The following is a 14,532-nucleotide window of genomic DNA, read 5'->3' on the forward strand; positions in this document are numbered from 1 at the left end:
TTATATATAAATACATTATATATAAAGATATAAACCATATTAAATAAAAAATAAGTTTTTATTTATTTTTGTGTGGAAAATAAAAGCTTATTAGAGAAAAATATGAATTGGATCTTGTTAATTATCGGCGGTTTGTTTGAAGTCGGATTTACCTTTAGTTTAGGGCAAGCAAAAAATTCTCAAGGAAATGCCGTATACTATTGGTATATCAGTTTTTTAATTTGTATGATTTCGAGCATGTTATTGTTGATTAAGGCTTCTCAAACCCTTCCGTTAGGTACAGCTTATGCAGTATGGACCGGTGTAGGAGCAGTGGGCACAGTATTGTTAGGAATATTTGTTTTTAAAGAACCGGCAACCTTTTGGAGAATATTTTTTATAATTACTCTGGTTAGCTCCATAGTAGGCCTTAAATTTGTATCTAATCACTAAAAGCAATTGATTAATTGTTTATTATAATTTACAAAAGAATTTATTTAAAATTTTTATACATAATTAAAAACGATTTAATCTACTAAATTTTATAAAACAATAAAAGAAATTAACTTTCAATTAGTTAATTGCTATTTATTTTGATGCATATGAAGGGAGTTGAACCCTATAATTAATTATATATTTGATTATTATTAATAAAATGTATAAATCTAAATAGGTGTAAAATAATCTAACTAAATACAATATAATCGCGCAAATATTATGTATATTCTTGCTTTTGTATAAGCGCAATTTTAAATCATAAAACCTTGGCTAATAGTTAATTTCTCTATCGAAGCAAATCTAAAATAGAAACAGGAGCAATTACACTTCATTTAATTCATAAGAACGAAATAGACCTATTTTATTAATACAGGTTATATTTCACATAGAAAATTTTGGTTTAAAAGTGATGGTAAACAACATGATTTGCCTTATGATAAACTTGCAGGAGTAAAAAAAGAGAAAGATGATTTAGGTAAATTAGAAAACCATATTATTGAAATATTCAATCTAGATAATAATGATGATATTGAAATAAGTAAAGATTTGTTAAAGTAAAAAATAGATATTTTCATTAAGAGAAAACCAGAGAATGAAAATGAAATTAGCCAATATGACATATCAGAGAAGTATTATAAATTAGGAAAATTAGTATATTTATATGAAAATTAAAAACCTATTAAATGTGAAGAAAATTCTTGCATTTATAAGTATATGTTATCTTATATCAGGTATAATAGGGGTGATTATCTGGAATATTCCGAAGTCACAAAATACTGTTAATCCCATTCAGTTACTATTCACATTATTATTAATGATTATTCCTGCTTTAGTAGCATTTAAAGTAGAAAATAGGAAATTTTTGGTAACATCAGAAAAATTTCAATTAAATTTTAAAAATATTAACTGGAAACAAACTTTTAAATATCTGCTGATAACCAATTTGTTACTTCCAGTTTTAGTGATGTTTTATGGGTATTTATTTGGGAATGTATTAGAAATTGAACCCTTTGGAAAACTAATTACAAGTTATCGACAACTAAATCCAGAAATTTTACAAAAAATACCATCTATATTAAAAATCGACTCTTTATTATTCCTATTGGTTCCACTAATGTTCATCGCAAGTTTAATGTCCTCGATATCTATAAATGGTTTCATTGCTTTGGGGGAGGAAATTGGTTGGAGAGGCTTTTTAGAGAAAAATTTAAATTTTTCTTTTTTTAAAAAAAATATAATAATCGGGATCATTTGGGGAGTATGGCACACACCCATAATAATATCTGGACATAATTATCCTAACCACCCTTATTGGGGGATTCTTATGATGGTTGTATTATGTATTGCTATGTCATTCTACTTTTCTTTTGCCTTAAAAAGAACACAAAGCCTATTTGTCATTGGCGCTTTACACGGAGGAATTAATGCTATTGAACAAACGTTAGCTTTTATACAGATTGATTATAATGATTTATTTGGCCCTGTTGGATTATTAATGTTTTTTTCAGTATTAACAGTATTTTTAATTGATTATAATTTAAGTAAAAAAACAAATGAACCATTACATTTTATTTCATAAATTTATAATAAGAACATCCCTTTTAAATTTTTTTAAAAAAAATAAATGAAAATCCTGTAAATTGTTGAATAAAAAAAATTATGGAAGCTATCTTTTTAGCATCCCTAGAGCTTTATAAGATCATTGTTGAGGAACAGTTTATAAATAAATTTTCTCAAAACAGTATTTATACATTATTAAAATACCTGTCAAGAATGATTACAAGTTGTACTCCTATTAAAATATCTGTCGGAGTTAGTTTAGGTATATTTTCAAATGAAAAGAATCAAATCATACTAAAATAGGTTGAAGCTATTTAAAAATCATGTTTAATTGAACATGAACGAACAATTTACAATTATTTAGGAAATAAATAAACAGCCTCTAAACAGGTAATTTTTCAAATATGATCTTTTTACATCCATAAGCGAATATTCTTATAAAGAGACGTTAAAATATATTGAATATGTTTACAAAGATGGTATTAGAAATCATTCTTAGTGTTATATAATCGTGCAATAATCTTGCAAATTCTATAAAATAAAAAAGCAACTAACCTTTATTCAGTTAATTGCTTCTTATTTTTGTACGGATGAAGGGAATCGAACCCCCACGCCTCACGGCACTAGATCCTAAGTCTAGCGTGTCTACCAGTTCCACCACATCCGCTTACTGGTTTTGGACTGCAAATATACATTTATTTTATAAAACGGAAAATAATATTTTAATTATTTTTTGAGATTTTAATTAATACATTGATTCAATATAATTTAAAAATCATATTATTTTAGTAAGGACTATTCATTTAAACATACTAATAATGTATGTGAATAAATTTCAATAGAGTAAGATAATGCGTTATAAAACAAATCTTATAGGAAAAAAGGAGTATATAAAAAATAAATTTAACACGAAATAAGGTGAGCAAAGGTTCTTATAAACAGTTTAATCTCTATAAAACAGTTATTTTGTGTTATTTATAATGATTCCAGATTGTTAAATATAGATTAAAAACAGTTACTTAAACTTTTCAAGTAAAATTCATTATTGTATATTTGCAACCTAACATTAAAATAAAAATGACTAAAAACGGTGTAAGCCCTGATAAAGAGATAGTTTTTAGCAGCGAATCCTTAAATAAAGTACATGAAATAATTGCAAGATATCCGGAAGGTAAGCAAAAATCTGCTTTAATTCCTGTGTTGCATTTGGCTCAAAAAGAATTTGGAGGATGGCTAGATGTCCCTGTTATGGATTATGTGGCTTCTTTATTAAATATTTCACCAATAGAAGTATATGAAGTAGCTACTTTTTATACAATGTTTAATATGCAGCCTGTCGGAAGATATGTGTTGGAAGTGTGTAGAACCGGTCCATGCATGTTAAATGGAAGCGATCAAATCATAGAACATATTAAAGAAAAATTGCAGATAAAAGAAGGAGAAACAACCGCAGATGGTATGTTTACTCTAAAACCGGCAGAATGCTTAGGCGCTTGCGGGTATGCCCCTATGATGCAAATTGGTAAATTTTATCATGAACATCTGACAAAAGAAAAAGTAGATGAAATCATTGACCTTTGCAGGGCGGGAAATATTGCAATTGATTAAACAATAAGTTAGAAGCATATATTATAATATAATGAGTAAAAAATTATTGCTTAAAAATATTGATGTAGAAGGAATAAAAACTTTTGAAGTTTTTAGAAAGCATGGAGGCTACACTGCAGCGGAAAAAGCCCTTAAAATGACTCCTGATGAAATTTTGGAAGAAGTTAAGACCAGTGGACTTAGAGGGCGTGGAGGTGCCGGATTTCCTACGGGGTTGAAATGGAGCTTTTTGGCTAAGCCGGAAGGAGTGCCGCGCTATTTAGTGGTAAATGCTGATGAATCAGAGCCGGGGACTTTTAAAGACCGATATTTAATGGAATATATACCTCATCAATTAATAGAAGGTATACTTATTTCATCTTTTTGTTTAGGAGCCAACGTTTCCTATATATATATACGAGGAGAATATTCTTGGATTCCCGAGATCTTAGAACACGCAATACAAGAAGCAAAAGCCAATGGCTTTTTAGGTAAGAATATAAAGAATACAGGATATGATCTGGAAATTTATGTTCAACGCGGTGCAGGAGCTTATGTATGCGGAGAAGAAACCGCATTGTTGGAATCTTTAGAAGGAAAACGAGGTAATCCTAGATTGAAACCGCCTTTTCCGGCCGTTAAGGGGTTATATCAATGCCCTACCGTAGTTAATAACGTAGAAACCATTGCAACTGTACCGGCTATTATTTCCATAACCGGAGCAGAATATGCTAAAATGGGAGTAGGAAGATCAACGGGAACTAAATTAATTTCCGCTTGTGGAAACCTGAATAAACCGGGAGTATACGAAGTTGACTTCAATTTAAGTATAGAAGAATTTATTTTCAGCGAAGAATATTGCGGAGGAATACCTAAAGGTAAAAAATTGAAAGCCTGTATTCCGGGTGGATCATCAGTTCCTATTTTACCCGCTAAATTATTACTAAAGACAGCTAACGGCGAAACCCGTTTGATGAATTACGAAAGTATGGCAGATGGAGGGTTTGTTACTGGAACAGCCTTAGGTTCAGGTGGATTTATAGTGTTAGATGAAGACCAGTGTATAGTAAGACATACGATGACTCTGGCGCGTTTTTATAATCATGAAAGTTGTGGACAATGTACACCTTGTCGCGAAGGGACCGGGTGGATGTACAAAATACTAAAAAAAATAGAAGAAGGACGGGGAACATACGACGATATCGATTTGCTATGGAATATACAAAGTAAGATAGACGGTAATACGATATGTCCTTTAGGAGATGCAGCGTCCTGGCCGGTTGCAGCAGCTATTAGACATTTTAGAGATGAGTTCCAATGGCATATAAATAATCCAGAATGTTTAACAAAAAATTATGGTATAGCTGAATATGCAACTATTTAACAAAAGTAATTTATTGTTTTTATTAGCAATATTTACAATTGGTGCAGTAGATGCCCAAGAACAAGAAAAAAACAAAAGAAAAGCCCACAGAAAAGGTGAAGTATACGCCTACTGGGGTTGGAACCGAGCCTATTATGGAAGGTCATCCGTCCATTTCACAGGTAATGATTATAATTTTACCCTACATGGAGTAAAAGGCGACGATAAGCCGATTGGCTGGAACTTTCACGATTTTTTAGACCCAACCAGAGTAACGATCCCTCAAGTAAATTATAGAATCGGTTATTTCTTCAAAGATAATTGGGCGGTTTCTTTAGGTATGGATCATATGAAATATGTAGTTAGACCGGGGCAATGGGTTAAATCAACAGGAACAATTAACACTCCCGGATATGAGGATGCAATCGTTGACGGAGAATACATTTATTTAACTGATGATTTTTTACATTTAGAACATACTGACGGTCTAAATTACTTGAATGCAGAAATAGAATATTATCATAATTTCATAAGTTCCGGCTTTTTTAAATTTAATAGTATAGCAGGAGGAGGTTTAGGATTGCTAATCCCAAAAACCAATGCAACTATAATGAATAATGAAAGACATGATAAATTTCATTTAGCAGGATGGGGGTTAGATGCAAAAGTAGGAGCAGAATTGCTGTTCTGGGATCTTTTTTTCCTTAGAACGGAATTAAAAGAAGGAGTTATATCCATGCCGGATATTAGAACAACATCCAGCAGTTCAGATAAAGCTTCTCAAAATATTTTGTATCTCCAATGGAATTACACATTCGGATTCAGTTGGCATTTTTAATGCACCAAGATATATTAAAATCTAATGAACGAAGAACCAAATAAAATAAAAGTAACAATAGATGGAATTACTGTAGAAGTAAATCCAGGGATTCCAATTGTAGAAGCAGCACGACAAATAGGAGGAGCCTCTGTTCCGCCTACTATGTGCTATTATAGTAAATTGGAAGGAAGTGGGGGACGTTGCCGCACTTGTTTGGTGGAAGTGACTAAAGGATCAGAAAAAGATCCACGTCCTATGCCTAAGTTAGTACCGGCTTGTCGTACCAATGTAATGGATGGTATGGAAGTTAAAGTTATTACTTCTGAAAGAGTAATACAAGCCGTACAAGGAGTTACAGAATTTTTATTAATTAACCATCCTTTAGATTGTCCTATATGCGACCAGGCGGGAGAATGTAAACTTCAGGATTTGGCTTATGAGCATGGGTTGGACAAAACCCGTTCTGAATTCCCAAGAAGAACTTTTCAATCCGATGATTTAGGACCGTACATAAAATTAAACATGAACCGATGTATTCTTTGTGCAAGATGTGTATTAGTTGCCAATCAACTTACCGACCAAAGAAATCAAGGGATACTATTCAGAGGGGATCATGCGGAAATAAGTACATACATAAGCAAAGCTATTGAAAATGATTTTTCAGGAAACATGATCGATGTTTGTCCGGTGGGAGCTTTAACAGATAGAACCGCTCGATTTAAAAGTAGAGTTTGGTTTACTGAACCGGTAAATGCAACTTGTACTTGTGAAAAATGTAGCGGTAAAGCAGTATTATGGATGAAAGGAGATACCATTATACGGGTAACAGCGCGAAAAGATGCATACAATGAAGTAGAAGAATTTATATGCAATGATTGTCGATTTGAAAGAAAAGACCTGAATTATTGGAATATAGAAGGTCCTGCCCATATCAGCGATCATTCTGTAATTTCGGTAAATCATTACGAATTACCATTACCTAAAAATGATCCGCATTATAAAATCAAAAAATTTAAAGCTAAAACATTAGAATAATATATATAATATAATATGTGGTTTACAGTAGTATTGGTAGTTATTTTATTTGCGTTGTGTTTAGGAGCTGCAGCTTATGAAACCTTAATGGAGCGAAAAGTAGCAGCCTTTTTACAAGATAGAATAGGACCCAATAGAGCAGGAATATTTGGTTTAATGCAACCTTTATGCGACGGAGGAAAACTTTTTTTCAAAGAAGATTTTGTTCCAAAAAATGCAGAAAAATGGTTGTTTATCATATCACCGGGAATTTTAATGCTAATAGCATTAAGCACAGGAGCAGTGATTCCTTGGGGAAAATCTTTATTTATAGCAGGAGAATCTCATTTAGTTCAAGTAGCAAACATTGATGTAGGAGTTCTGTATATAATGGGTATCGTATCCATCGGAGTATACGGAATCATGCTGGGAGGTTGGGCTTCCAATAATAAGTATTCATTGTTAGGGGCTATAAGAGCTTCTTCACAAATGATCTCTTACGAGTTGGCTATGGGATTATCCCTTCTATCCATCATTATGATGACAGGAACATTGGATTTAAGAGCCATGGTAGAGCAACAAGCTTCCAACTTATACGGATTATCATTTTTAAATGGTATGGCTTGGAATGTATTTTATCAACCCTTAGCATTCGTATTGTTCGTTACCTGTTCGTTTGCAGAACTAAACAGAGCCCCTTTTGATTTGGCAGAGTGTGAATCCGAGTTGATCGGAGGTTATCATACAGAATACGGATCCATGAAATTCGGTACATTCCTTTTTGCTGAATATATAAACATGTTTATTAGTTCAGCTTTAATAAGCACTCTATTTTTTGGAGGTTACAGCTTTCCGTTTATGAATGAATTGGCCAAAAATGGAACACTTGGAGAAAATGCAATAGGAATTATTAGTATAGTAGCATTTTTAATAAAAATAGTCTTTTGTATATTCTGTTTTATGTGGGTAAGGTGGACATTACCTAGATTCAGATACGACCAATTAATGCGTTTAGGTTGGAGAGTCATGATACCTTTGTCCATTCTCAATTTATTAATAACTGCTACTATTGTAGTATTTGGCTAAAATAAAGAAAAAAGTAAAGAAAGAAATTAAATTTATGCAGAGGCTTACCAATAAATCTAAGATAATTTCAAATAAAGAAATGACCTTAAAAGAAAAGATATATCTTCCTGCAGTATTAGGAGGTATGAAAATCACTTTTAGTCATTTTTTCAAAAAACCGGTTACCACTTCATATCCAGAAAAGAAAAGAGAGTTTAGTCCTGTATACAGAGGCAGACATGTACTCAAAAGAGACGATGAAGGAAGAGAGCGTTGTACAGCTTGTGGATTATGTGCATTAGCCTGTCCGGCTGAAGCCATTACAATGGTTGCCGCTGAAAGAAAGCGAGGAGAGGAACACTTATATAGAGAGGAAAAATATGCAGAAAACTATGAAATAAATATGTTACGATGCATATTTTGCGGAATGTGTGAAGAAGCATGTCCTAAAGAAGCCATATTTCTTACTGACCGTTTAGTAATGCCGGAACATTTACGCAAAGAATTTATATACAAGAAAGATAAGCTTGTAGAAAGCATGGACAATAGAATAGACGTTTCACAAAGGCAAATAAAAAAATATACGGTAGAAAAATAAAGAATATGGAAGCAATTTTGTTTTATTTAATATCTGCTAGTGCAATTGTGAGCGCATTATTTGTTGTATTCAGTAAAAACCCTATGTACAGCATCATTTCATTGATCATAACCTTTTTTTCCATATCAGGTTTATATATAATGTTAAATGCTCAATTTTTAAGTGTAGTTCAAATTATAGTTTACTCCGGAGCCATTATGGTTTTATTCCTCTATGTGCTCATGATGTTAAATTTGAAAGAAAAAGATGAGCCTTTAAAAGGAAGTGCTTTTCGAATTTTGGCAACCATATGCGGAGGATTAGTATTCATTGGATTTATTGGAGCATTAAGAGGATATCAACAAATAGATTTTCCTACGAATCCCGACAGTCAAATTGGATTAACTAAAAATTTAGGACACTTATTATTTAGTCAATACGTATTACCCTTCGAATTAGCTGGGATTCTATTTTTAGGTGCATTAGTGGGTGCAGTTATGATAGGAAAAAGAGATTTATAAAAAAATATTTATTTTCTTGAAACAAAAAAGAAATGGTTAACAGTTTATTACAAAGTATACCGGTAGATTATTTTATATACTTATCCGCATTACTATTTTGTATAGGAGTAACAGGAGTATTAGTAAGAAGAAATGCAATCATAATTTTAGGATGTGTGGAGCTGATGTTGAATTCAGTGAATCTATTGTTGGCAGCATTTTCTGCCTACAAAGGAGATGCAGACGGTCAAATATTAGTATTTTTTATTATGGTTGTGGCAGCAGCCGAAGTTGCAGTAGGATTAGCCATCATAACCATGATGTATAGAAATACACGATCTGTAGATGTTAGCTTATTTAATAGATTAAAAGGATAAGAAATGGAGAATATAATATGTTTAATACCAATTTTACCACTTATTGGATTTATTATTTGTGGAATTTTTGGAAGTAAAATGCCTAAAACGGCAGTAGGAACAATTGCAAATCTTGCTGTTTGGATACCTTTTTTTCTATCCGTATATTTATTTTGCACGTTTACAGAACCCGTTAAAGCATCCCTGTTTAATTGGTTTGAAGTTGACACTTTAAAAGTTAACTTTTCCTTTCAAATAGATCAGTTATCCTTAGTGATGATGATGATTGTTACAGGAATCGGATCTTTAATTCATCTGTATTCCATTGGATATATGCATGAAGATAAAGGCTTTTATAAATTCTTTTCTTATTTAAATCTCTTTATATTTTCCATGCTGTTGTTAGTAATGGGAAGTAATTTCTTAATACTATTTATAGGATGGGAAGGAGTAGGATTTTGTTCCTATTTACTTATTGGCTTCTGGTATACCAATAAAGAATATGGATATGCTGCCAGAAAAGCATTTGTAATGAATAGAATAGGAGACTTAGGGCTCTTAATAGGAATATTCATGTTATTTTATTACTTTGGAAGTGTAGAATACTCCGACATAGCAGCCAAAGCCCATTTATTTAAGTTAAATGATCCTATATTAATTACAGCTACTGTATTTCTATTCATAGGAGCTATGGGTAAATCTGCTCAAATACCACTTTATACATGGTTACCTGATGCAATGGCAGGGCCTACACCGGTTTCTGCATTAATTCACGCCGCTACCATGGTAACAGCAGGTATTTATATGATTATCAGATCCAATGCCATTTATAGTTTAGTGCCGATTACTCTAGACTTTATTATGTATATTGGTTTAGCTACTTCTATACTCGCAGCATTCATCGGATTAAGACAGAACGATATAAAGAAAGTGTTGGCTTATTCAACAGTTTCACAACTGGGACTTATGTTTACCGCTTTAGGAGCAGAAGCTTACACTACTGCTTTATTCCATGTAATCACTCACGCATTCTTTAAAGCTTTATTATTTTTAGGTGCGGGTAGTGTTATTCATGCGATGAGTGGAGAACAAGATATGAGATATATGGGAGGATTAAGAAAAAAAATCCCGGTAACTTATTGGACATTCCTAATTGGAACATTAGCTATTTGCGGAATACCACCTTTAGCAGGGATGTTCTCTAAAGACGAAATTTTAGTAGCACTTTGGACTAAAAACAAAATTATTTGGGGACTTACCTTATTCTCAGCTGCTTTAACCTGTATATATATGTTTCGCTTACTATTCCTTACATTCTTTGGAGATTTCAAAGGTACTGAGGAGCAAAAGAAACATTTGCATGAAAGTCCGGCTATAATGACCATTCCTTTATTGGTTTTAGCTTTATTAACCGTTGTTGGCGGAGGAATAAACTTACCTCATTATTTAGGAGAAGGAATTTCTCAAAAATTGTCACATTGGTTGCATCCTATTTATGTAGGTTTACCTATACATCAAGAACCTTCTTTAGGTACTGAAATGATGTTACTAGGAATAACTTTAGCTGTAATAGCTATGGTAGCCCTTGTTACCTACAACAAATATGTTACCCGAAAAGTACAGGCAACTATTGTAGAAAATATGACCGGATGGGAAAAATTTTCAGCACATGCTGCTTATATCAATGAATTTTATAATGAAGTCATTGTAAATCCGGTTTTAAACTTAGGAAAATTTCTGAAAAATATAGTTGATAAATATATAGTAAACGGAATAGTAGAAGGAACAGCAAAAACAGTTAAGGGATGCGGAAGTGTCCTTAGACTAATACAAAACGGAAATGTAGAATTTTATGTATTTGCAATGTCCTTGGGAATATTCATATTATTATTAGTTGCAGAATTTTTAAGTCATTAATTAAAATACAAAAAGTAAAAAGATATAATGTTAACTTTAGCAGTACTACTTTTACCAATCATAGGATCAGGCTTATTATTTGCCTTAAAAGGGAATATTTCAAAATATATAGCATTTATAATTGCAATATCCGAATTGGTATTAACCGCTATTATATGGTGTAACTTCAAAGCAGATTCAGGAATTCAGTTTGAATTTGGAAAAGAGTTGTATTTTTCACCGATTAAATCTACGTTACATTTCGGAGTTGACGGATTAACTGTCCTAATGCTTCTATTAACCAATGTATTAACGCCAATTATACTCTATTCATCATGGAACGATGAACGCCCTTCCGGCTTTTATGCATTAATTTTATTAATGCAATTTGGATTAGTGGGTATTTTCTCTTCCTTAGATGGTTTAATGTTTTATATATTTTGGGAAGTAACTTTAATTCCTATTTGGTTTATATGTGGAATTTTTGGAACAGGTGAAAACAGATTGAAAATAAACTATAAATTTTTTATTTATACTTTTTTTGGATCTTTATTTATGCTGGTTGCACTAATTTATGTTTATTTGCAAGCGGGATCATTTGACTTAAATGCCTTATATGCAGTTAAAATTCCTGCACAAGCTCAAACATTCATTTTTTGGATGTTTTTCTTAGCATTTGCAATCAAATTACCCATATTTCCTTTCCACACTTGGCAAGCAGATACCTATACAATGGCTCCTACCCAAGGCTCCATGCTATTATCCGGTATCATGCTTAAAATGGGAGTATTTGGAATCATAAGATATTTATTACCTCTTTCACCTGAAGCGGTAGGAGGAACTTCCGGTTCCATAGCTTTAATTTTATCAATTATTGGAATTGTATATGCATCTTTAATCGCTATCGTTCAAAAAGATATTAAGAGACTTATTGCTTTCTCTTCAATGGCACACGTGGGACTTATTGCTGCCGGTATATTTGCAAGTGCAATCGTATCCATGCATTGCGGTATTGATAGTACCGGTATTGAAGGAGCCTCAATTCAAATGTTGGCACACGGAGTTAATGTAGTCGGTTTATTTTATGTAGCGGATGTATTAATTAAAAAATTCGGTACCAGAGATTTAAGTAAAATGGGAGGATTAGCATCTAAAGCTCCATTTTTAGCTGTTTTATTTATGATAATCTCTGTTGGGACTATGGCTGTTCCGTTAACCAATGCATTTATAGGTGAATTCCTTTTATTGAAAAGTATTTTTACATTAAGCATTTGGGGAGCAATTATAGCCGGATTAACCTTAATCTTATGTGCCGTTTATATTACCAAAATGTACGGAATGTCAATGTTTGGTAAAGGAAATCAAGAATTTTTAGAAGGTCAGAAAGATATTAATTTACAAACTAAATTAGGATTGATCGTAATAGCGGCTTTAATTATAGTTTGTGGAATTTATCCTCAACCCCTATTATCATTATCTTCAGAAACGGCTCAACACATAGTATCTCTTTTAGTTAAATAAGTTACTTGATCAATAAGTAACAATTTTTCTAATAGTTGTAATTTTCGGGTTAGATTAAAAAATTTAAACATTTTGAAATTAGGCAGATACTGATATGGTATCAACTCATTTCAATTGACAATTTTACTAGGTAAATGAGTGGTAAATGTGAAAATTTGGAAAAAGACTATTCCAAGAAATAAATCATTTATTATTCATATCAATTGTTGTTGAAATTTATCTTCTTTTTATTATTTATAAAATTATTTAGCTGATAAAAGCTTAAAATGTTTTTTTATTTCCAATTTCTAATCTAAAATTAGAGATTAAGAAACTACCATCTTTAAGAAAAGGAAGAAAACAATTCAAAAATTGTAAATAATAATTTTAAAGTTGTTTACTTTTTATATTTCTCCAGAAGTTTTAAATTTACAAAATGTCAGATTTATTAGATCCGGATAAGAATAAATATTCAAAAGAAGATATCGCTCAAGAAGAGCAGGTACGTCCTAAAAGTTTTTACGAATTTGTAGGTCAATCTCATATTATGGATAATCTGGAGATTTTTGTAAAGGCTGCCAAATTAAGACGCGAATCTTTGGATCATGTATTACTACACGGACCTCCGGGGCTAGGTAAAACTACTTTAGCTAATATCATTGCAAATGAATTAAATGTTGGAATAAAAATCACTTCAGGGCCTGTATTAGATAAGCCCGGTGATCTGGCAGGTTTATTGACAGGATTGGAAGAAAATGATGTACTGTTTATTGATGAAATCCATAGACTTTCTCCCATAGTTGAAGAATACTTGTATTCAGCCATGGAAGATTATAAAATAGACATAATGATTGAAAGCGGGCCAAATGCTCGATCAGTTCAAATCAATTTAAATCCTTTTACCTTAATTGGAGCAACAACCCGCTCAGGATTGTTAACAGCTCCGCTTAGGGCACGTTTTGGAATTAACTTTAGATTCGAATACTATCACACAGAATTATTAAGCAGTATTGTGGAAAGAAGTTCGCGCATAATGAATATGCCGATAGATACGCAGGCTGCTATAGAAATAGCTTCCCGTAGCAGAGGAACTCCGCGTATTGCCAATGCGTTGCTACGAAGAATCAGAGATTTTGCGCAAATTAAAGGTAATGGAAAGATAGATCTTACCATTTCTGAAATTGGTTTAGAAGCGTTAAAAGTAGACAAACACGGTCTAGATGAAATGGATAACAAGATTTTAAGTACCATTATTGATAAATTTAAAGGAGGACCGGTAGGATTAACAACTATAGCAACAGCAGTAGGAGAAAATCCGGGAACTTTAGAAGAAGTATATGAACCTTTTTTAATTCAAGAAGGCTATCTTATGCGTACACCCAGAGGTAGAGAAGCAACAGAAAAAGCCTATAAACATTTAGGCAAAATAAAAATGCTGGGCAATCAATCAGAACTATTTTAATATGAAATCCTATATCTATTTATTCATAGCTATATGCTTAGAGACTGCGGGTACCTCTTTACTTCCGATGACTAAAGAATTTACTAAATGGAAGCCAACAGCCCTTTTTTTTGCTCTCTTTTTTGCAGCTTTATATAGCCTGACTAAAGCCATTAGAGTCATACCAATCGGGATAGCCTATGCTATTTGGTCAGGAATAGGAATTGTATTAATAAGTCTTTCAGGCTACTTTTTATACAAACAAAAATTAGATATTCCGGCTATTATTGGAATCGTATTTATCATCATAGGTGTACTTATTATAAACCTATTTTCCAAAACAGCAGGACATTAACTACAAATAAATAAAAAAACA

General features: G+C 32.2%; 16 protein-coding genes and 1 tRNA gene. 16 read left to right on the plus strand and 1 reads right to left on the minus strand.

What is annotated here, in order from left to right:
• Positions 1-102: 102 nt before the first annotated feature.
• The 4 genes from J3U20_RS03980 (at position 103) to J3U20_RS03995 (ending at position 2,340) form a co-directional block, all read left to right on the plus strand.
• Positions 103-432, plus strand: coding sequence for a DMT family transporter (locus J3U20_RS03980; protein WP_160541723.1), 330 nt, complete (start codon positions 103-105; stop codon positions 430-432).
• Positions 433-903: 471 nt separating this feature from the next.
• Positions 904-1,035 (plus strand): hypothetical protein, encoded by a 132-nt coding sequence (locus J3U20_RS03985; RefSeq protein ID WP_255448155.1) that lies wholly within the window; start codon positions 904-906, stop codon positions 1,033-1,035.
• 103 nt (positions 1,036-1,138) lie between these two features.
• The gene (locus J3U20_RS03990; protein ID WP_160541724.1) at positions 1,139-2,056 is read left to right on the plus strand and encodes a type II CAAX prenyl endopeptidase Rce1 family protein; all 918 of its coding nucleotides are present in this window, start codon (positions 1,139-1,141) and stop codon (positions 2,054-2,056) included.
• An 80-nt stretch (positions 2,057-2,136) separates the two neighbouring features.
• Entirely contained in the window at positions 2,137-2,340 is a 204-nt protein-coding gene (locus J3U20_RS03995; protein ID WP_160541725.1) for a hypothetical protein, read from the plus strand.
• 282 nt (positions 2,341-2,622) lie between these two features.
• Here the strand turns inward: J3U20_RS03995 and J3U20_RS04000 are convergent.
• Positions 2,623-2,704 (minus strand) — tRNA-Leu (locus J3U20_RS04000).
• Between the two features lie 410 nt (positions 2,705-3,114).
• On the opposite strand from J3U20_RS04000, the gene nuoE reads away from it, so the two are divergent.
• The 12 genes from nuoE (at position 3,115) to J3U20_RS04060 (ending at position 14,511) form a co-directional block, all read left to right on the plus strand.
• Positions 3,115-3,645 carry an NADH-quinone oxidoreductase subunit NuoE gene (gene nuoE, locus J3U20_RS04005; protein WP_160541726.1) on the plus strand — a complete coding sequence of 177 codons (531 nt, stop codon included), beginning with the start codon at positions 3,115-3,117 and terminating at the stop codon, positions 3,643-3,645.
• A gap of 31 nt (positions 3,646-3,676) precedes the next feature.
• Positions 3,677-5,008, plus strand: coding sequence for an NADH-quinone oxidoreductase subunit NuoF (gene nuoF / locus J3U20_RS04010; RefSeq protein WP_160541727.1), 1,332 nt, complete (start codon positions 3,677-3,679; stop codon positions 5,006-5,008).
• 13 nt (positions 5,009-5,021) lie between these two features.
• A complete protein-coding gene (locus J3U20_RS04015; RefSeq protein ID WP_160550006.1) occupies positions 5,022-5,825 on the plus strand; it encodes a hypothetical protein in 804 nt (267 codons plus the stop codon).
• 24 nt (positions 5,826-5,849) lie between these two features.
• A complete protein-coding gene (locus tag J3U20_RS04020; protein ID WP_160541729.1) occupies positions 5,850-6,842 on the plus strand; it encodes a 2Fe-2S iron-sulfur cluster-binding protein in 993 nt (330 codons plus the stop codon).
• Positions 6,843-6,857: 15 nt separating this feature from the next.
• Positions 6,858-7,907, plus strand: coding sequence for an NADH-quinone oxidoreductase subunit NuoH (gene nuoH, locus J3U20_RS04025; protein WP_160541730.1), 1,050 nt, complete (start codon positions 6,858-6,860; stop codon positions 7,905-7,907).
• Positions 7,908-7,986: 79 nt separating this feature from the next.
• A complete protein-coding gene (locus J3U20_RS04030; RefSeq protein WP_105296887.1) occupies positions 7,987-8,484 on the plus strand; it encodes a NuoI/complex I 23 kDa subunit family protein in 498 nt (165 codons plus the stop codon).
• A gap of 5 nt (positions 8,485-8,489) precedes the next feature.
• A complete protein-coding gene (locus J3U20_RS04035) occupies positions 8,490-8,984 on the plus strand; it encodes an NADH-quinone oxidoreductase subunit J (RefSeq protein ID WP_105296750.1) in 495 nt (164 codons plus the stop codon).
• 32 nt (positions 8,985-9,016) lie between these two features.
• On the plus strand, positions 9,017-9,340 hold the full coding sequence (gene nuoK, locus J3U20_RS04040; protein WP_105296749.1) for an NADH-quinone oxidoreductase subunit NuoK: 324 nt from the start codon (positions 9,017-9,019) through the stop codon (positions 9,338-9,340).
• A 3-nt stretch (positions 9,341-9,343) separates the two neighbouring features.
• The gene (gene nuoL / locus J3U20_RS04045) at positions 9,344-11,236 is read left to right on the plus strand and encodes an NADH-quinone oxidoreductase subunit L (RefSeq protein ID WP_160541731.1); all 1,893 of its coding nucleotides are present in this window, start codon (positions 9,344-9,346) and stop codon (positions 11,234-11,236) included.
• A gap of 27 nt (positions 11,237-11,263) precedes the next feature.
• Positions 11,264-12,736 carry a complex I subunit 4 family protein gene (locus J3U20_RS04050; protein ID WP_160541732.1) on the plus strand — a complete coding sequence of 491 codons (1,473 nt, stop codon included), beginning with the start codon at positions 11,264-11,266 and terminating at the stop codon, positions 12,734-12,736.
• Between the two features lie 415 nt (positions 12,737-13,151).
• The gene (gene ruvB / locus J3U20_RS04055; RefSeq protein WP_160541733.1) at positions 13,152-14,177 is read left to right on the plus strand and encodes a Holliday junction branch migration DNA helicase RuvB; all 1,026 of its coding nucleotides are present in this window, start codon (positions 13,152-13,154) and stop codon (positions 14,175-14,177) included.
• Position 14,178: 1 nt separating this feature from the next.
• The gene (locus J3U20_RS04060) at positions 14,179-14,511 is read left to right on the plus strand and encodes a DMT family transporter (protein WP_160541734.1); all 333 of its coding nucleotides are present in this window, start codon (positions 14,179-14,181) and stop codon (positions 14,509-14,511) included.
• Positions 14,512-14,532: the final 21 nt, after the last annotated feature.

The organism is Apibacter sp. B3919, assembly GCF_026537405.1.
Lineage (GTDB): Bacteria > Bacteroidota > Bacteroidia > Flavobacteriales > Weeksellaceae > Apibacter.

Bases quoted from the DNA above. Each gene is read 5' to 3' on its own strand.
- J3U20_RS03980 (WP_160541723.1), top strand. From the start codon at position 103: ATGAATTGGATCTTGTTAATTATCGGCGGTTTGTTTGAAGTCGGATTT.
- J3U20_RS03990 (WP_160541724.1), top strand. From the start codon at position 1,139: ATGAAAATTAAAAACCTATTAAATGTGAAGAAAATTCTTGCATTTATA.
- J3U20_RS03995 (WP_160541725.1), top strand. From the start codon at position 2,137: ATGGAAGCTATCTTTTTAGCATCCCTAGAGCTTTATAAGATCATTGTT.
- nuoE (WP_160541726.1), top strand. From the start codon at position 3,115: ATGACTAAAAACGGTGTAAGCCCTGATAAAGAGATAGTTTTTAGCAGC.
- nuoF (WP_160541727.1), top strand. From the start codon at position 3,677: ATGAGTAAAAAATTATTGCTTAAAAATATTGATGTAGAAGGAATAAAA.
- J3U20_RS04020 (WP_160541729.1), top strand. From the start codon at position 5,850: ATGAACGAAGAACCAAATAAAATAAAAGTAACAATAGATGGAATTACT.
- nuoH (WP_160541730.1), top strand. From the start codon at position 6,858: ATGTGGTTTACAGTAGTATTGGTAGTTATTTTATTTGCGTTGTGTTTA.
- J3U20_RS04030 (WP_105296887.1), top strand. From the start codon at position 7,987: ATGACCTTAAAAGAAAAGATATATCTTCCTGCAGTATTAGGAGGTATG.
- J3U20_RS04035 (WP_105296750.1), top strand. From the start codon at position 8,490: ATGGAAGCAATTTTGTTTTATTTAATATCTGCTAGTGCAATTGTGAGC.
- nuoK (WP_105296749.1), top strand. From the start codon at position 9,017: ATGGTTAACAGTTTATTACAAAGTATACCGGTAGATTATTTTATATAC.
- nuoL (WP_160541731.1), top strand. From the start codon at position 9,344: ATGGAGAATATAATATGTTTAATACCAATTTTACCACTTATTGGATTT.
- J3U20_RS04050 (WP_160541732.1), top strand. From the start codon at position 11,264: ATGTTAACTTTAGCAGTACTACTTTTACCAATCATAGGATCAGGCTTA.
- ruvB (WP_160541733.1), top strand. From the start codon at position 13,152: ATGTCAGATTTATTAGATCCGGATAAGAATAAATATTCAAAAGAAGAT.
- J3U20_RS04060 (WP_160541734.1), top strand. From the start codon at position 14,179: ATGAAATCCTATATCTATTTATTCATAGCTATATGCTTAGAGACTGCG.